This is a genomic window from Oribacterium parvum ACB1 (genome assembly GCF_000238055.2).
GTDB lineage: Bacteria > Bacillota > Clostridia > Lachnospirales > Lachnospiraceae > Oribacterium > Oribacterium parvum.
The window spans coordinates 1,690,282-1,708,765 of record NZ_KE148312.1; the positions used below are offsets into that span (position 1 = coordinate 1,690,282).

Genomic DNA, 18,484 nt, shown 5'->3' on the forward strand with positions numbered 1-18,484 from the left:
CGAGATGTTTATTATGTATTTGTTTAGACTAGGAGGAAAGTTTGCGTAATAAGGGAAGAATAGTATATAGCATCCTTTGCTTCCTTCTATTTTTCTTGCTTCCACTTTCTGACAGCATAAAAGTTTATGCAGCTACATGGGGAAGTGTAGAACTTACCGGAGAATCGGCTGTTCTGATGGATGCCGATACAGGAGCAATCCTCTTTTCTAAAAATGGGGAAGAGAAGGGATACCCTGCGAGTATTACCAAAGTGCTAACGGCACTTGTGGTACTGGATCATTGTAATCTAGATGAGAAAGTAACTTTTTCTCATGATGCTGTCTACAATGTGGACGCAGGTTCATCCAATGCGCAGATTGAGGCAGGAGATGTACTAACGGTCAATGATTGCTTGCATGCTTTACTGCTAAAGTCTGCAAATGAGTCTGCAAATGCTCTGGCAGAACATGTGGCAGGCTCAAGAGAAGCCTTTGCGGAAATGATGAATGATAAAGCAAAGGAGCTGGGATGCACAGGAAGTCATTTTGATAATCCCTCCGGACTTTTTTCGGAAAATCATTACACTACGGCAAAGGATATGGCTCTTATCGCAGTAGCCGCCTTTCACAATGAAAAGTTTTTGGATATAGAAAAGAATCTTCGCCATACTTTAAACGGACTCCAGAGACTTCCCGAGGGAAATACCATTTATATGGAGCATAAGATGATGCTTCCTGATTCCCGTTTTTATGATAAGCGTGTCGTAGCAGGGAAAACAGGATTTACGAAGAATAGCGGAAATACTCTCCTTACTCTTGCAAAAGAGGGCGACAGAAGACTGGTTACGGTTGTGTTAGGGGATAAAACACCTTATCATTATATAGACACAAAAGCGCTTTTGGATTTGGGATTTTTGGAAACAGAACAGCAGGAATTGGAAGATTCCGCTAATTATCTGGAAAGAATCCGTCTGGAAGCAGTGAAGCAGGGCTATATTACGGTCGAGGATAAGTTGCATTTTTCCGGAAAGGTACTTCTTTCTTTACCGAAGGAGGCAAGTCAGGAGGGGCTTGAATTTCAATTTTTATTGCCTAAGACGGAAGAAACGGAAGATACGTCTGCGGATGATATGACTGCCAATGAAGAAAGTCCAACTACGGGAGCGGATGCTTCCGTAAGTAGCGGCAGCTCTATACGTCGTCTAAAGGAAAATGCTTTACCCGAACTGGTATTTCTTCTAGACGGAAGAATGGTTGGTAAGGCGAGTCTATATAAGGAACAAAATATTCGTGTGATGTTCGAAGAGGCGAGTCCTAAAACAAAAGCTGCTTTTTTTGCAGTGACGATTAGTGGAGTTACTGTGATTATTGCAATTCTGGCCTTTCTTTTTGGAGGGGGAGCTCTCTACGGTGCAAAGAATATCGTGGATGAACGAAAAAGGAGAAAGAAGTGGAAGGAACGGAGAAAGAAGAGATTGGAAGAGATGAAGATTTCGGAGGAAGAATTCCGAAAGCTCATGGAAGAACGAAAGAAGAGAAAGAAACATTAAAAAAAGAAGCCGCACAGAAAAAAATCCAAAACAACTTTGAAAAAACGGAACTATCCGATGATGATGCGGAACTTATGAAGGAAAGGGAGAGGCTTCGTAAGGAAAGAAAGGATCGTTCTACAAAACGACTGGAAAAGAGAAAAAAAGAATTTCGGAAAAAGCTCTATATTGCCTGTGGAGGAATAGCCATTCTTCTACTCTCTTTATTGTGCCTAATTCGTTTCAAAGCCGCTTCTCCAAATCGTATTCTGAAACAGAATGAGAATACTACAGCAGAAAGTGTACAGCTTACCCTCGTAAAGCAATTGTCCGAAGAAGAGAAGACAAAGCTTGAAAGCTATGCAAAAGAAGAGGGCGGGATAGAACTGCATTTCTTAAATCCGGAAATAGGAGAGGAAAAAATAAAAAGCGAGATTCTAAGCCTGAAAACGGACTTGATTCTTGGAGGGGAAGAGCAAAACGTGAACTTCCTTTCTAAGTTAAGTGAAGAAGAGAAGATTCCTTACCTTGCTACTACATTTGTTCCCAAAGATTCTTTGCGGGAGCACAGTTTTTGTTTAAGCAGGTCGGCGGAGGATCAAGCGGTGGATCTCTCCTTCTTTGCCTACAACGAGGCATTTCGTTCCATGGGAATTTTGCTGCCTGAAGGGAAGGCGGATCTCTTATCAAAGGAAATAACGGAAGCCTTTCAGGAGTTGGGAGGAGTTGTGACAGTTTATAGCTATACTTCCGAAGATGATTTTAGGGCAAAGTTGAGTGAGCTGGAAACGGCAGGAATCGATATTCTTTTTTTGGAATATTACAATGAAGAAGCAAATACTATTCTGGCAGAAGAACATAATTTTACCGCTTTACTTGGGAATGACTGGGATAGGGCTGATTTTCCGGGAGATACGGAACGGAAGACCAATTGTCTTTTGTATGGAAAGAATACAAAGAATGAAACAGTTTCAGATAGTGAAATAAGTGAGATGGAAACATCTTCTCCCGAACAGGAAAGCATAAGCTCGACACAAGTGGAGGAAGAGTCGGAAGCAACAAGCAGTGCAGATTCTGTTTTATCGATTGTGGAAGATGAGCAAGTCGGAAGAGAAAAGGATGCCATAGCAATCCTCCAGATAGCCTTAAAAAACAAAGGAAAAAGTCTGATGGAAAAGCTTTCCGATTTACAGTATCAGGGAATAGACGGAACATATGAGTTAAAAGCCGGAGACTACGCTCTGAAAGGAAAGGCTGTATTCTATGAGATTATAGACAATAAGCGAGTAGAACTATCTTAAAGCTTGGATTTCTATAAGTAGATTTACTTTTACAGGCGTCACTTTGGAATCCGAAATCGTTTGCAAATCTAGTGAAAATCTACTTCTAGCTTAGAGTAGACTGGATATAAAAAGAAGGAGAGGATATGCAATTTACCAAGATGGAAGGTGCAGGAAACGACTATATTTACATCAATTGTTTTAAAGAGAAGGTAGAGAATCCGGAAGAGCTGGCAATGAAAATGTCCGACCGTCATTTTGGTGTCGGAGGAGATGGCATTATCCTGATTGAGCCGAGTGATAAAGCGGATGCCTTTATGCATATGTTCAATGCGGACGGTTCCGAGGGAGCCATGTGTGGCAACGGTATTCGCTGCACAGCAAAGTATATTTATGACCATGGTATGGTGAAACCGGATATTCCTATGATGAAAATAGAAACAAAGTCCGGAGTAAAAGAAATCCGTTATGAAGTAAAAGACGGGAAGCTCTTTAAGGCAACTGTCGATATGGGCGAGGTAAAGTTGGATAGTACTTTACCGGAGATGATTGAGATTGCTGATTTTAAATTATCCTTTGTGGGAATCGATGTCGGAAATCCGCATGCAGTCTATTTCTTAGAGGATAATGCCGTGTTGGGTGAGAGTATTTATGAAATTGATTTTGCACGCTACGGAAAGGACTTTGAAACCCATTCCCGCTTTCCGAACAGAGTAAACAGCGAGTTTATTGAGATAAAGAATAGAAAGGAAATCAATTTCCGGGTTTATGAAAGAGGTTCAGGAGAAACATTTGCCTGCGGAACGGGAGCGACTGCCGCGGTTGTTGCGGGAAATCTCTTAGGAAAACTGGATGAAGAGGTACTTGTGCACCTTTTAGGCGGTGAGCTCAAGATTTTCTACGATAAAGAAAGTAAACACGCCTTTATGACCGGAGAAGCGAGAGAGGTTTTTAGCGGAATTTGGGAGGAATAATAAAATCAAAACTTCTTTATACTGTGAAGGTCCGTTGCAGGGCACGCTCTCGCTAACCTCGCCACGTAGGGGATACTAAGCGAAAAACAGCATTTCATTTGTTTTTCGCAAGTACCCACGGGCTCAGATTACCCTGCAACGGACCTCCACAGTATAAAAATGGTATCTTTGATTTTTTTACAGCCCCTTTTCTGCTAACGCCCTTTTTCTATGTAAGAGTCTCGCTTGAATTAAATTTCATACATATTTCAAGCTTAGAGCAGAAGCAGTCCGTTTCCGACTCCCAGTCTGTCCGCACCGGCAGCGAGAAGTTCTTCCGCAAACTCCCTGCTTCTGATTCCACCGCTTGCCTTAATCTGCATCTTATCTGAAACGGATTCTTTCATGAGCTTCACATCTTCCACAGTGGCTCCTCCTGTAGAAAATCCGGTAGAGGTTTTTACAAAGTCTGCACCGGCTTCTTCGGAAAGCGCGGAGGCTTTTTTGATTTCTTCTTTTGTAAGGAGGCAGGTTTCGATAATAACCTTTACGATAGCCGGCTTGGAAGCTTCTACCACAGCTTTGATATCTTCTCTTACATAGTCATAGTCCTTGTCCTTCAAGGCTCCAATCTGAATAACCATATCCACTTCGTCGGCACCGTCCGCTACAGCCTGTTTTGCTTCAAAAGCCTTTGCCTTTGTAGACATCGCTCCCAAAGGAAAGCCCACCACACAGCAGGTCTTTACACCGGAGCCGGAAAGAGCCTTCGCAACGAGCGGAACATAAGAAGTGTTAACGCAAACCGAAGCAAAATGATTTGCCTTTGCTTCCTCGCAGTAGCGGAGAATACTGTCTTTCCCTGCCTCCGCCTTTAACATCGTGTGGTCAATTTTTTTTGCAATATCCATAGCTCCTCCTTATAAATGATACTTTTGTTTTAACAAAATGCAGTAAAAATGAAAGCAATATTTCCTAAAGAAAAATTCTCCCGATATTAACTCAGACAAAGCGTGTGGAGACGCCGGCACTTGCAGCTTTCGAGCAAAGCGAAGAAAGATGCTTAGTACCGCTGCGTCGTAACCGAGCGAGAGCGCCTTTGGAAGAGTCAATATCGGGAGAATTTAACTATATTCAATTGAATGAGGACGACTTTCCTGATGGAAGGTTCGTCCTTTTCACTTCGTTGACTGAGCGTGGACTTGTAGTCCACCGCTCACTTTGCTCCGCAAAGCAAGTCCCTGCAGGCCTTGGTCTTGTACAGGACGACTTTCCTGATGGAAAGTTCGTCCTTAGGCCTTATCCCGTATCTTGTTTTGGGCTACGGTCAGCATTAACTTGATTCGATTTAACTGGTTTACTTCCGATGCGCCGGCATCATAGTCCACGGCAATGATGTTCGCTGTGGGATTATGCCGCTTCAGCTCTTTGATGACACCCTTTCCGACAATGTGGTTCGGGAGACATCCGAAAGGCTGGGTACATACGATATTATCTACCCCTTCAGACAAAAGTTCAAGCATTTCTCCGGTTAAGAACCAACCTTCTCCGGTCTGGTTTCCGAGAGAGACATATTCTCTGGCAAGGGAAGCAAGCTCTCGGATATCGCTTGGTGCGGTAAAGTGCTTGGATTTCTGTAATTCCTTCTTCGCCGTCTTTCGGAAAGACTCCAGTAAGCTGATTGCAATATTGCAAAGGGTTTTTCCCTTCCAGGAAGCCCCTAAGTTCTCGTGCTTAAAGTTCTGGTTATAGAAGCAGTAGAGTAGGAAGTCCATAAGATCCGGCATCACGGCTTCAGCCCCCTCTTTTTCCAGAAGCTCCACAATATGGTTGTTGGCAAGCGGAGAGAATTTTACAAGGATTTCTCCTACGATTCCAACCTTCGGCTTTTCTTCCGAGGAGAGCGGAATATTGTCAAAGTCACGGATAATGCCCTTTACATTTTTACCAAACTCGAAGAGCGGGATGCTCTTCTTGGAAAGGCTTTCCTGACAGATTTTCTTCCATTTCTGATGTACCGCTTCCGCGGCACCGGCCTGCAATTCATAAGGTCTTGTGGCATAGAGAAGACGCATAAAGAGGTCTCCGTAAACTACACCTTGCAAAGCTCTTGTAAGAAGCGGAATCGTCATTTTAAAGCCCGGAGTGGATTCCATGCCGTTGGCATTTAAGGAAATAACGGGGATTTGTCCCATTTCCGCCTTATCCAAGGCTCTACGAATAAAGCCGATATAGTTTGAGGCACGGCAACCGCCTCCGGTTTGCGACATGATGACAGCAGTCTTATTTAAGTCATATTTTCCGGAAAGAAGCGCTTCCATAACCTGTCCTACCACAATGATGGAAGGGTAGCAGGAATCGTTGTTTACATACTGCAGTCCCGTGTCGATAGCGGAGCGGTTATCGTTATCCAGCACCACAAGATTGTAGCCCTCCGCACGAATTGCCGGCTCAATAAGCTCGAAGTGCAGCGGAGACATCTGCGGACAAAGGATGGTGTAGCCTTCTTCCTTCATATCCTTGGTAAAGAGGGTTCTCTTATATTGCTCGGAACGAATCTTTCTTCTGTATTTCTTCTCGGAACGCACGCGGATAGCGGCGAGGAGAGAACGGATACGGATTCTTGCGGCACCGAGGTTATTGACCTCGTCAATCTTTAATACGGTGAAAATCTTATCGGAGCCGTTCAAGATGTCTTTTGCCTGATCCACTGTTACGGCGTCCAAGCCGCAGCCGAAGGAGTTTAACTGGATAAAGTCCAGATTTTCCTGTGTTTTCGTAAAGGCTGCCGCGCGGTAAAGACGGGAGTGATACATCCACTGGTCGGTTACAATAATCGGACGCTCCACTTCCGCAAGGTGGGAAATGGAATCTTCTGTCAGCACGGCAAAATTGTAGGAGCTAATCAGCTCCGGGATACCGTGGTGAATTTCCGGATCGGCGTGATAAGGACGACCGGCAAGGACAATCCCTCTGTGCCCGGTCTGCTCCATCCATAGTAGGGTTTCTTCTCCCTTTTCCTCTATATCTCTTCTCGATTGAAGAAGCTCTTCCCAAGCAAGGTGAGCGGCATTTCGGATTTCCTTTTCCGTAAAATTCCATTCCTTAAACTGTTCGCCGATTTTCTCCATCGTCCAGTCTCCGGCAGGTTTCACGGAATCTTTAATCTGCTTCGGGTGAACAAAAACCTTGGTCAGCTGATCTGTTAGAATCTTCTCATTGGTAAAGGCGAGGAAGGGCTTCATAAAGAAAATGCTCTTTTCCTCAAGGTTTTCCACATTATTCTTAATATTCTCCGCATAGGAAGTCACCATGGGGCAGTTGTAGTGATTGCCCGCACTTGGAGTTTCGTTTCTTTCATAAGGAATACAGGGATAGAAAATGAACTTCTGTCCCTTGTTAATCAGCCACTCGATATGTCCGTGAACAAGCTTTGCGGGATAACACTCGGACTCGGAGGGAATGGACTCGATACCCATTTCGTAAATCTTCTTGTTGGAAGAGGGGGAGAGCACTGTACGGAAGCCGAGTTCCTTAAAGAAAATGGCCCAGAAGGGATAATTTTCGTACATGTTTAATACTCTCGGAATGCCGACCTCGCCTCTTTTGGCTTCTTCCGGAGAAAGCGGCTCATAACCGAAGATTCTCTTTACCTTATACTTAAAGAGATTTGGAATTTCGGACTTTGCTTTCGGAAGTCCCGCACCGCGTTCACAGCGGTTTCCGGAGATAAACTTTCTGCCGTGACCGAAATCGTTTATTGTCAGCACACACTTGTTACTGCAAAGCCCGCAGCGACTCATGGTGTTCTCATACTGTAAGTCTAAGATTTCATCCAAAGGAAGCATGGAAGTTTTTTTGTAGCCTGCCGCATCAAGAAGAGCCTTATCTTCTTCACCGGCAAGAATCTCGTCTTCCAGCTTTTCCGTTTCGATATAGTAACGCTCTCTTGCAATAAGAGCGGCACCGAAGGCCCCCATGATACCGGCAATATCCGGACGGATTACATCCTGCCCGAGGGTTTCCTCCAAGGCACGAAGCACGGCATTATTGTAGAAGGTTCCGCCCTGTACCACGATATGCTTTCCGAGGTCCTTGGGATTGGTCACCTTAATGACCTTATATAAGGCATTCTTAATCACGGAGTAAGCAAGACCGGAGGAAATGTCGGCAACGGTAGCACCTTCCTTTTGGGCCTGCTTTACATTGGAATTCATGAAAACGGTACAGCGGGATCCGAGGTCTGTCGGATTTTCCGCAAAGAGTGCCTCTTTGGCAAAGTCTTCTACGGAATAGCTTAAGGACTTGGCAAAGGTCTCTAAGAAAGAACCGCATCCGGAGGAGCAGGCCTCATTTAACTGCACATTGTCTACCGTGCCGTCCTTAATATGAATGCACTTCATGTCCTGTCCGCCGATGTCCAGGATACAGTCCACATCGGGCTCAAAGAACGAAGCCGCATAGTAGTGGGCAATGGTCTCTACCTCACCCTCATCCAGCTGAAAGGCGGACTTAAGAAGAGCTTCTCCATAACCGGTGGAGCAGGAGTAAGCAATTTCCGCATCGGGGGGAAGCTGTTCCTTAATCTCGGCTACCGCTCTCATGGCTGTCTTAATGGGAGAACCCTCATTTCCGGAATAAAAGGTATAGAGCAGTTCTCCGTCTTCGGAGATTAAAGCGAGCTTTGTAGTGGTAGAGCCTGCATCGATTCCGAAGAAGGCTTTTCCATGATAATCCTTTAAATCTCTTCTCTTAACCTTTGCTTTTTCGTGCCTTTTTACAAATTCCGCATATTCCTCTTCGGAAGAGAAGAGAGAGTGCATTCTTTTAATCTCACTATCCATCTGAATTCCTGCTCGAAGGCGGGGAATCATTTCGGAGAGGCGGATAGGCGCATTTTTTTCCTCTGCATTCAAGGCGGATCCCATAGCTGCGTAGAGGTGGGAATTTTCCGGATTGATAATTTCCTCGTCTGTGAGCTTTAAGGTGCGGATAAAGCTGTTCCGAAGCTCAGGCATGAAGTGAAGCGGACCGCCGAGGAAGGCAACATGACCGCGGATGGGCTTTCCTTGTGCCAAACCGGAAATGGTCTGGTTGCATACTGCCTGGAAAATGGAAGCGGCAAGGTCTTCACGAGCCGCACCCTCGTTAATCAAAGGCTGAATGTCGGTCTTCGCAAAAACACCGCAACGCGCTGCGATAGGATAAATCATCTGGTAGTTCTTTGCGAGCTCATTTAAGCCGGCTGCATCGGTATCGAGAAGAGATGCCATCTGGTCGATAAAAGAACCTGTACCGCCGGCACAGATGCCGTTCATTCTCTGGTCGATTCCGCCCTTAAAATAAATAATTTTTGCATCTTCTCCGCCAAGCTCAATGGCAACATCCGTCATGGGATAGTTTTCCTTTAAGGCCGCCGCCACGGCAACCACTTCCTGACAGAAGGGCTGTCCCATGTGCTTTGCGAGGGTTAAACCGCCGGAACCGGTCACAACAATACGACAAGAGAGCTCACCATGTGCCTCTCTGGCTTCTTCTAAAAGATCTGCTAAGGTTTCTTGGATATTGGCGAAATGCCTGCGATAGTCTGAAAAAATAAGATGATTATCCTGATCAAGGATAGCTACCTTTACGGTAGTAGAACCGATGTCAATGCCCAGTCTGTAAGTTTCTGTCATAAATACACCCAATATATACTTTCTAAGTCTTAACAAATACTGTATAATTTTAATAACCAACAGTTTGTAACTCTAGCACAGATAGGGGGGAGCAACAAGAAAGGCTTTCTAAAAAAAGAATAAAAGTTTACTTGAGCTACATTACCGCTAAAAAAGGATATTACGCTATGAACGTCAATCTATGGGGATTTACCAACTTAGATCCAAAGACTAAGCATTAAAATAGGGATATACAGCTCAGCAAATCCACATAGAAAGTTATTGAAGATTTCCAGAAGGAGGAGAGAATTTATGAGATTTTCAATTGATTATAAGATGACTTTATATGTATTAGTGGTTGGCTGTGCTTGTATAGTTTTCAGAATGGCAACATCACCTTCGTTCCCCCAGATATTAGGACTTGCGGTTGGTGTTGGGTTATGTCTCATTAGTGTAGCTTTGACTGTATTTGAGATTATGAAAGGTCTCGATTTTTTCTATGGCTATGCAGAGAATTGGAATGGATACGGTATTGTAAATAGTGGTTTTATTGCCGGAATGTCTGCGTTCTTTTTTTCGAGAGATTGGCGAACTGGTATTATCATAGTCATTTTACTGGGTATTTGCACACTTATTGAACGATTTTGCGTACGGTATATTATCTCGTTAATTAAGAATGATCAAAAATAACATGGTTATTTCCTCATTTTATTTAAAGTCTTCTCTTCTCACCTTAGTAGGTGTAAATAATTCTCTGTAAACCTCCGGTTTACTAAACTCTACCACGCTTCGGTTCCCTCTTTTTCAGAACATAGCTATAATATAGGCAAGAATTAATTAAAAAAGGAGATTAGGCTATGAATAATCAATCGATGGGTGATATGATCAGTACACTAAGAAAAGAAAAAGGAATGACCCAAAAAGACTTGGCGGATAGACTAAATATAACCGATAAAGCTGTTTCCAAATGGGAACGAAATCTTGCTTTCCCGGACACGGCAACGATCCCTAAGCTGGCTGAAATGCTTGGTATATCCGTCGAAGAACTGATGAACGCGAAGTCCATTCCCGAAACCGGACACAAGGGTGCTTCTTTCTTGATCAATATCATCTTAAAAGCATTACCTACGGCAATGGGTATTGCTGTTGTTGTAATTTCTATATTGGGCGAACTTGACCGGAAATCCGCTTTTACCATGCTTGGCATCGGTCTTACTTCTATGGGGATTTACCAACTTAGATCCAAAGACTAAAGTTTGAAACGGAATAGGGAAATGCGGACCGCCGATAGTTTTGAAATGTATCGGCGGTCTTTTTTATGTCGAAAACAGAATAAAAAATCCTTAAACAAGAATAAAAACCCCGGGGCAACTCTTGAAAAACAAGGAGAGTACAAGTATACTTTCAGCGTGTTTGCAAGAAAATACACTGTGATTTTATCTTAATAGTCGGATATTAAGAAAGGTGGAAAATGAGCATTTTAGAACGATTGGAAAGAAAGCTGGGACGTTTTGCTGTTCCAAATTTAATGAAATATATCTGTGTGATGTATGCTTTGGGCTTTATGATTCAGATTTCCGCACCGGAGTTTTACTATTACTATCTTGATTTGGATCCGGAAGCGATTCTCCACGGGCATATTTGGAGGATTTTGACCTTCCTTATTTTTTATCCCGCGTCAACTGGCTTCGGCTCTATTTTCTGGGCAGTTATCGGAATCATGGTTTACTATAGTATAGGAAGGACCTTGGAGTACCTTTGGGGGAATTTTCGTTATAATTTCTTCTTTTTCTCCGGTGTGCTTCTTTACAATGTGGCAGGAATCCTCATTTACCTTGTAACGGGAGTTTCTCTTCAGTTGAATCCCACCTATATGGGCTTCAGTATATTCCTAGCTTATGCGTTGACTCTGCCGGATACGGTATTTTACCTCTATTTCTTTATTCCGATTAAGGCAAAATATCTGGCAGTTTTGGAGACTTTACTGTATCTCTACTTATTAGTGGTGAGCCCGAGTTTGGGTGGAAAGCTGTCGATTGTTTTGTCTTTTGCGAATGTTCTCCTGTTTTTCATCCTGATGAACCAGGGGAAGAGAAAGAACATTTTCAATATCAGAAATTACAGGTAAGAATGAGCACTTCATAAGAGTAAGGGTACTTGTGATAGTTAATTCGATAGATTTTTTGGGACGATGTTTTATATGGTTTAATACAGAGTTTAGATGATTTAAGGAGATGAATATGAGAAGAACAAAAATGGTATGCACAATGGGACCGAATGAGAATGATTATGAGTTAATGAAGACTTTGGCGGAGATTATGGATGTTGCCCGCTTTAATTTTTCTCACGGAGACCATGAGGAGCACCTTGGAAGATTGGAGCTTCTTCGAAAGGCGAGAAAAGAAGTGGGAAGACCGATTGCAGCGCTTCTTGACACCAAGGGACCGGAAATCAGAACAGGCCTTTTAGAGGGCGGACAGAAGATTACCCTAGTAGAGGGAGAGAAGATTATCCTGACTACGGAAGAAGTTGTCGGTACAAAGGATAAGATTTTCATCAATTATGATAAGCTTCATGAGGATGTAAAACCCGGTAATGTTATTTTGATTGATGACGGTCTTATTGGTTTAGAGGTAGAAACTGTAAAGGGTGTAGAGATTTTATGTAAGGTAACAAATGGAGGAGAGCTTGGAGAGAGAAAGGGTGTGAATGTACCCGGTGTGCCCATTCAGCTTCCGTCCATTACCGACAAGGATATTGAGGACATCAAGTTCGGTATCACGGAGGACTTTGACTTTGTGGCGGCTTCCTTCATTCGTTCCGCAGATGCGGTAAGACAGATTCGGGCCATTATTGATGAAGCCGGTTCTCAAATGAAGATTATCTCCAAGATTGAGTCTCAGGAAGCACTTGACAATATTGATGCGATTATAGAGGCTTCCGACGGAATTATGCTGGCAAGAGGAGACCTCGGTGTGGAAATCGAGGCAAAGCGGATTCCGCAGTTGCAGAAGGAAATCATTCATAAGTGTAATTATCATGGAAAACTGGTTATTACTGCAACACAGATGCTGGATTCCATGATTAGAAATCCCCGTCCGACAAGGGCGGAGGTGACCGATGTGGCGAATGCAGTGTATAACGGAACGGATGCAGTGATGCTTTCCGGAGAATCCGCAAACGGAAAATATCCGGTGGAAGCGGCAAAGACCATGGCTTCTATTGTGGAGTATACGGAGCAGTTCTTGGACTATAAGCAGTTCAAGACCAGAATGGTGGAGAAGACTGTTTACGAGAGCATCGGAAATGCCATGTGTGCGGCTTCCGTAACAACGGCTTCCGAACTGAAGGCGGCAGCGATTGTGGCATCCACTCTTTCCGGGATTACGGCATCCATGATTTCGAAGTACCGTCCGATTACTCCGATCTATGCACTTTCTCCGAGTCAGGTTGTGACGAGACAGATGATGCTGTTCTGGGGTGTGACTCCTATTTGGGCAAGAAGGGCGGAGACCACGGATGAGCTTTTTGAAAGCTCCATTGAGGAGTTAAAGGACCGGAAATTGGTGAAAAGTAAGGATATCTGCGTCATTACGGCAGGCGTTTTGTCTCGTTTACAGAGAAAACAGGCTCCGACCGGCACAAACATCATGCGTGTTATCGAAGTAGATTAAGATTTGTGATAGAAGTGGATTAGGAATTGTTATTGAAGTAGACTAGGATTTTACTTGAAAAGTCCCTCTGGCTTGTTTAAGATAGAGTGGACTTTTTTTAATATTTTTAAAAACTGTAGAGTGGGTTTATAAGGTGATAAAATCGAAGGAGAAGAAATGAAGAAAGCATTTGTGGATTATCGGAAAGCAAAGGAAATTGCAGAAAATTATCCGACTCCCTTCTATCTTTACGATGAGGAGGGAATTCGGGAGACGGTTAGAAATCTCTATAAGGCCTTTTCTTGGAATGAAGGCTACAGAGAGTATTTTGCGATTAAGGCCACACCGAATCCGGCTATTCTTAGGATACTGAAGGAAGAGGGCTGCGGGGTGGATTGCTCTTCCGCAGCGGAACTCAGTCTTGCAGAGGCTTGCGGTTTCTCCGGATCGGAAATCATGTTTTCTTCCAATGATACACCGGATGAAGAGTATGGATTTGCGAATCGCTTAGGCGGAATCATCAATCTTGATGATTTTACAAATATTGATGAAGTAACGGAGATTCTTACCACTCTTCCAAAGACCATGAGTCTTCGCTTTAATCCGGGCGGTTATTTCAGCATCGGAAACACCATTATGGACAATCCCGAGGAAGCTAAATACGGGATGACTGAGGCACAGATTTTGGAAGGCTACCGTATTTTAAAGGAGAGAGGGGTAGAGCATTTCGGTATTCATGCTTTCCTTGCATCCAATACCATTAGCAATGGCTATTATCCGGAGCTTGCAAGACAGCTATTTTCCTTGGTTGTGAAAATCAAGGAAGAATGCGGTATTGCTCTCGAATTTGTGAACCTTTCCGGCGGCGTGGGAATTCCTTACCGTCCGGAGCAGGAGGCGACCGACATTTTCCTGATCGGAGAAAAGGTGAGAGAGGTTTATGAGGAAATCCTTGTAAAGAATGGACTCGGTCATATTCGTCTTTGCTCGGAGCTGGGGCGCTATGTTTTAGGGCCGCACGGGGCATTGATTACGAAGGTTATTCATTTTAAGAATACCTATCGGCATTATGCAGGAGTGGATGCCTGCGCAGCGAATCTTATGCGCCCGGCTATGTACAATGCATATCATCATATTACGGTTCTTGGAAAGGAAGATGCGAAGGAGAAGGAAGTTTACGACGTTGTCGGTTCTCTTTGTGAAAACAATGATAAGTTTGCGAAAGAAAGGGAGCTTCCGAAGCTGGAAAAGGGAGACCTGCTCTTTATTCATGATACCGGGGCACACGGCTTTGCTATGGGCTACAACTATAACGGAAAACTTTGGTCTTCCGAGCTTCTCCTGCAAAGGGATGGAAGCGTGAAGATGATTCGCCGGGCAGAGAGGGATACGGATTACTTTGCCACCTTGGATATTGACGAAGGACTGAGCAAGTATTTACAAAGCAGGAAATAGAATCCGGAAGATTGCAATTTGTTTTCAGAAGAAATGCTGTGGCTTTATGCATGTTATTCGGTTAATAAAAGTGATATTGAAAAAGTAAAGAGAGGCAGTATGGCATTAAAGAAAAAGGCCGTTACCGGCATGAAGGACATTTTACCGAGAGAAATGGCAGTGAGACAAAGGGTATTATCCACAATTCGAAGGGTGTACGGGGGCTTTGGTTTTACCGAGATTGAGACTCCCATTGTGGAGCATCTTTCCAATCTCCTCAGTAAGCAGGGAGGAGATAATGAGAAGCTCATTTTCAAGGTGGAAAAAAGAGGAGAGAAGCTGAAAGAGGCTTTGGAAAAAGGCGATTTTGAGAATCTTTCCGATTCCGGACTGCGCTATGACCTAACCCTTCCGCTTTCCCGTTTTTATGCGGAAAATCAAGGGAATCTTCCTTCCCCCTTTAAGGCTTTACAAATCGGACCGGTTTTCCGTGCGGATCGTCCGCAGAAGGGACGCTTTCGAGAGTTTTGGCAGTGTGACATCGATATTTTCGGGGACGCAAGCTATCTTTCAGAGATTGATCTGCTTCTTGCTATGGGGACTGTCTTACAGGAAATCGGTTTCGGAGAAAAGTATCCCTTTTATATCGTATTAAATGACCGCGCTATCTTAAAGGCCATGCAGAGCTATGCGGGCTTTCCGGAGAAGGATTTTTCGGAGATTTCCATCGTTCTAGATAAAGAGGATAAAATCGGAAGAGAGGGCGTTCGCGAGGAATTGCTTTCCCTTTCCTACACGGAGGAGCAGATTTCCCGATATGAGGACTGCTTAAATCTCGTGAAGGGCGATAAGGAAGATATTCTGAAATTGCAGGAAAAGCTCGGCGCGCATCTTCACGAAGAGGTCGGAAAGAATCTGTATCGGATTATGAAAATGGTGGAGGAGAGTGGAAAGGGTTCTATCCCCCTTCGCTTTGATCCCACTTTGGTTCGCGGAATGGGATACTACACGGGCCCCATCTTCGAAGTGTGTTCCACCCTGTTCTCCGGCTCTATCGGAGGTGGAGGGCGATATGATAAGATGGTAGGAAAGTTTATCGGTGTGGATACTCCTGCAGTAGGATTTTCCATAGGTTTTGAAAGAATCATCGGCATCCTTTTGGAGGGAGAAGAGGAGGAGCAGTCGGAAGGAAAGATTGCTTATTTGGTAGAGAAGAAAGTTTCCGAAGAGAAGCTTTCCGTCTGTCTTTCCGAAGTTATGGAAAGAAGAGCCAAGGGAGAAACCGTGCTTCTTACGCAGATGAATAAGAATAAGAAGTTCCAAAAGGAAAAGCTCAGTGTGGAAGGCTATAAGGAATTTGTAGAAATCTACGGAGACTAAAGCTGCATTACAAATTCCTTCAGTAAATAGAGAGTGAAAGAACTGTGCACGATAAGCAAGTGCTTAGCTTAAGAAAAAGCCAAAGATAAGCAAGCGCTACTTTATTATTGACAAAAGAATAAAATAGAATTTTAGAATAAAAAGACAATATAAAACGGAAAAGAAAAGAGGGAAATTATGGCAGAGTCAATGAAGGGTTTACATAGAACGGCCAGATGTGCCGAGCTGGGAGAAAGCTATATCGGAAAAACGGTTTGCATGATGGGCTGGGTACAGAAGTCCAGAAATAAGGGCGGTCTTATTTTTACAGACCTTCGTGACCGTTCCGGTATTCTGCAGATTCTTTTTGAAGAGCAGGAATGCGGTACCGAGGTCTTTCAGAAGGCAAGCGAGTTAAAGCAGGAGTATGTCATTGCCGTAGAAGGAGAAGTGAGAAGCCGCGGCAAAGACAGTAATGCGGCACTTTCTACCGGCTCCATTGAGCTTGTGGCAAAAAGCCTTCGTATCCTTGCCGAAGCGGAGACCCCTCCCTTCCCGATTGAGGCGGATTCCAAGACAAAAGAGGATCTTCGCTTAAAGTATCGTTATCTGGACTTAAGAAGACCGGATCTTGCGAAGAAAATCATGACGCGTGCCAGACTTTCCCAGTTGATTCGTCATTTTCTTTCCGAGGAAGGATTTTTGGAGATTGAAACTCCGACACTCATTAAGTCCACACCGGAGGGAGCAAGAGACTTCCTTGTGCCGTCGAGACTCCATAGAGGCGCTTTCTATGCGCTTCCCCAGTCTCCGCAGCTTTTAAAGCAGCTTCTTATGGTTTCCGGTATGGACCGTTATTTTCAGCTCGCAAGATGCTATAGAGATGAGGATTTAAGAGCGGACAGACAGCCGGAGTTCACCCAGGTGGATATGGAGCTTTCTTTCGTGGATATCGAGGATGTTCTTACCGTAAATGAGCGTCTGTTAAAGTATGTCTTTAAGGAAGTTTGCAATGTGGATATTGCCCTTCCCTTACAGAGGATGACCTGGGACTATGCGATGAATCACTACGGATCTGACAAACCGGATCTTCGCTTTGACATGCCTCTTATTGAACTTACGGATGCCGTAAGGGACTGCGGATTTTCCGTGTTTTCCGACTGTGCAAAAGCAGGCGGAACCGTGAAAGGACTGTTAGTTAAAGGACAGGCGGAGATGCCGAGAAAGAAGCTCGATTCCTATGTGGAGCTGGTTAAGGGCTATCATGCAAAGGGGCTTGCCTGGTACGGTTTAAATGAGGACGGTACGGTAAAGTCCTCTTTTGCAAAGTTTCTTTCGGAAGAAGATGCAAAGAGACTTGTGGAAGTATCGGGACTGGAAAAGGGAGACATTCTTCTCCTCGTTTCCGACTTAAAGAGAAATGTGGTTTGGGATTCTTTGGGAGCACTGAGGCTTGCGCTTGGAAAGGAACTCGACTTAATCGATAAGACACAGTGGAAGTTCCTTTGGATTACGGAGTTCCCGATGTTCGAGTATTCCGAGGAGCTGGGACGCTATCAGGCTATGCACCATCCCTTCACCATGCCGATGGAAGAAGACTTGCACTATTTAGATACTGACCTTTCCCGTGTTCGCGCCAAGGCTTATGACATTGTTTTAAACGGAACAGAGCTTGGAGGCGGGTCCGTGCGTATTCATCAGAGTGATGTGCAGGAGAAGATGCTCGAGAAGCTTGGTTTTACACCGGAGAGAGCGAATGAGCAGTTTGGATTCTTAATGCAGGCTTTCCGCTACGGAGTTCCTCCACACGCAGGTCTTGCCTACGGCTTGGACAGATTGGCGATGTGGATGGTCGGTGCGGAAACGATTCGTGATGTGATTGCCTTCCCGAAGGGGAAAGACGGATCGGATGCCATGATGGATGCCCCTGCAGAAGTATTTGACCCGCAGCAGCTTCTGGATTTGAATATTGCTGTGATAGCCGAGGAAGAAAAGAGTGAATAAAAACGAATTTTTACAGGCCTTAAAAGGAGAACTCACAAACTCCGTTTCAGGAGAAGTAATAGAGGAACAGCTCCGTTTTTATAGCGACTACATTAACACGGAAATAGCTAAAGGAAGAAGAGAGGAGGAGGTAGTAGCCGAGCTCTCCGCTCCGAACCTTTTAGCGCGAAGTATTATTGAAGCGGCAGAGGCAGGAGGGGACCGTGTGGCAAGAACCACACCCTTCCGTTATGAGGAGAAGGACATTAATTATGCTTCCGATGAAGAAGACCTTAAGTACAAGGGAACATCTTCGGAGGAAAGAGCTTCTTATGATAGAGCGGAAAGCCCTCGTTACGAAAGACGAGAGAGTAGTTCGAGCGGAAGCGGTAATGGTACTTATGGAAATAGCGGGGAAAACCGCGGCTACAGACCTTATGTCCCGGTAAGCAGTGCCGGATGTCTACTTTTTGCCATTGTTGTGATTGCACTTTTGGTACTGGTGGCCTTGGTGTTCGTAGGGATTCTATCCTTCCTTGCCCCTGTGCTTTTTCCCGTTCTCAGTATTGCCGTGATATTATGGTTGCTTTCCGGAATATTCAATCGATAAAGCTCTCTTCAATTCATGGAAAAAATGTTTTTGCCCGGCAGGTTTTG

Annotated in this window: 13 protein-coding genes; 11 read left to right on the plus strand and 2 right to left on the minus strand. The window is 44.3% G+C overall.

Annotated elements, in window-relative coordinates:
* Positions 1-41: 41 nt before the first annotated feature.
* The 3 genes from HMPREF9625_RS07550 to dapF all read left to right on the plus strand — a co-directional run bounded on the left by HMPREF9625_RS07550 (position 42) and on the right by dapF (position 3,762).
* A complete protein-coding gene (locus HMPREF9625_RS07550) occupies positions 42-1,529 on the plus strand; it encodes a D-alanyl-D-alanine carboxypeptidase family protein (RefSeq protein WP_009534105.1) in 1,488 nt (495 codons plus the stop codon).
* The gene (locus HMPREF9625_RS07555; protein ID WP_242822692.1) at positions 1,430-2,809 is read left to right on the plus strand and encodes a type 1 periplasmic-binding domain-containing protein; all 1,380 of its coding nucleotides are present in this window, start codon (positions 1,430-1,432) and stop codon (positions 2,807-2,809) included. The genes HMPREF9625_RS07550 and HMPREF9625_RS07555 overlap by 100 nt, the downstream gene beginning before the upstream one ends.
* A 125-nt stretch (positions 2,810-2,934) precedes the next feature.
* Positions 2,935-3,762: a diaminopimelate epimerase gene (gene dapF, locus HMPREF9625_RS07560; protein WP_009534107.1), complete on the plus strand. Its 828-nt coding sequence runs from the start codon at positions 2,935-2,937 to the stop codon at positions 3,760-3,762.
* Positions 3,763-4,016: 254 nt separating this feature from the next.
* Here the strand turns inward: dapF and deoC are convergent, their stop codons facing one another.
* Both deoC and HMPREF9625_RS07570 read right to left on the minus strand, forming a co-directional pair.
* A complete protein-coding gene (deoC, locus tag HMPREF9625_RS07565; protein ID WP_009534108.1) occupies positions 4,017-4,652 on the minus strand; it encodes a deoxyribose-phosphate aldolase in 636 nt (211 codons plus the stop codon).
* Between the two features lie 381 nt (positions 4,653-5,033).
* Positions 5,034-9,419, minus strand: coding sequence for a 2-hydroxyacyl-CoA dehydratase (locus tag HMPREF9625_RS07570; protein WP_051019841.1), 4,386 nt, complete (start codon positions 9,417-9,419; stop codon positions 5,034-5,036).
* A 291-nt stretch (positions 9,420-9,710) separates the two neighbouring features.
* Between HMPREF9625_RS07570 and HMPREF9625_RS07575 the strand changes: the two genes are divergently transcribed.
* The 8 genes from HMPREF9625_RS07575 (at position 9,711) to HMPREF9625_RS07610 (ending at position 18,437) form a co-directional block, all read left to right on the plus strand.
* Positions 9,711-10,088 (plus strand): hypothetical protein, encoded by a 378-nt coding sequence (locus tag HMPREF9625_RS07575; protein WP_009534110.1) that lies wholly within the window; start codon positions 9,711-9,713, stop codon positions 10,086-10,088.
* A gap of 167 nt (positions 10,089-10,255) precedes the next feature.
* On the plus strand, positions 10,256-10,651 hold the full coding sequence (locus HMPREF9625_RS07580; RefSeq protein WP_009534111.1) for a helix-turn-helix domain-containing protein: 396 nt from the start codon (positions 10,256-10,258) through the stop codon (positions 10,649-10,651).
* A gap of 218 nt (positions 10,652-10,869) precedes the next feature.
* Entirely contained in the window at positions 10,870-11,526 is a 657-nt protein-coding gene (locus tag HMPREF9625_RS07585) for a DUF1751 domain-containing protein (protein WP_009534112.1), read from the plus strand.
* A gap of 112 nt (positions 11,527-11,638) precedes the next feature.
* Positions 11,639-13,072 (plus strand): pyruvate kinase, encoded by a 1,434-nt coding sequence (gene pyk / locus HMPREF9625_RS07590; RefSeq protein WP_009534113.1) that lies wholly within the window; start codon positions 11,639-11,641, stop codon positions 13,070-13,072.
* Positions 13,073-13,228: 156 nt separating this feature from the next.
* Positions 13,229-14,506, plus strand: coding sequence for a diaminopimelate decarboxylase (locus HMPREF9625_RS07595; RefSeq protein ID WP_009534114.1), 1,278 nt, complete (start codon positions 13,229-13,231; stop codon positions 14,504-14,506).
* Positions 14,507-14,524: 18 nt separating this feature from the next.
* Entirely contained in the window at positions 14,525-15,865 is a 1,341-nt protein-coding gene (gene hisS / locus HMPREF9625_RS07600; protein ID WP_009538263.1) for a histidine--tRNA ligase, read from the plus strand.
* A 177-nt stretch (positions 15,866-16,042) separates the two neighbouring features.
* On the plus strand, positions 16,043-17,848 hold the full coding sequence (gene aspS, locus HMPREF9625_RS07605) for an aspartate--tRNA ligase (protein ID WP_009534116.1): 1,806 nt from the start codon (positions 16,043-16,045) through the stop codon (positions 17,846-17,848).
* Positions 17,841-18,437: a DUF1700 domain-containing protein gene (locus HMPREF9625_RS07610; RefSeq protein ID WP_009534117.1), complete on the plus strand. Its 597-nt coding sequence runs from the start codon at positions 17,841-17,843 to the stop codon at positions 18,435-18,437. The genes aspS and HMPREF9625_RS07610 overlap by 8 nt, the downstream gene beginning before the upstream one ends.
* Positions 18,438-18,484: the final 47 nt, after the last annotated feature.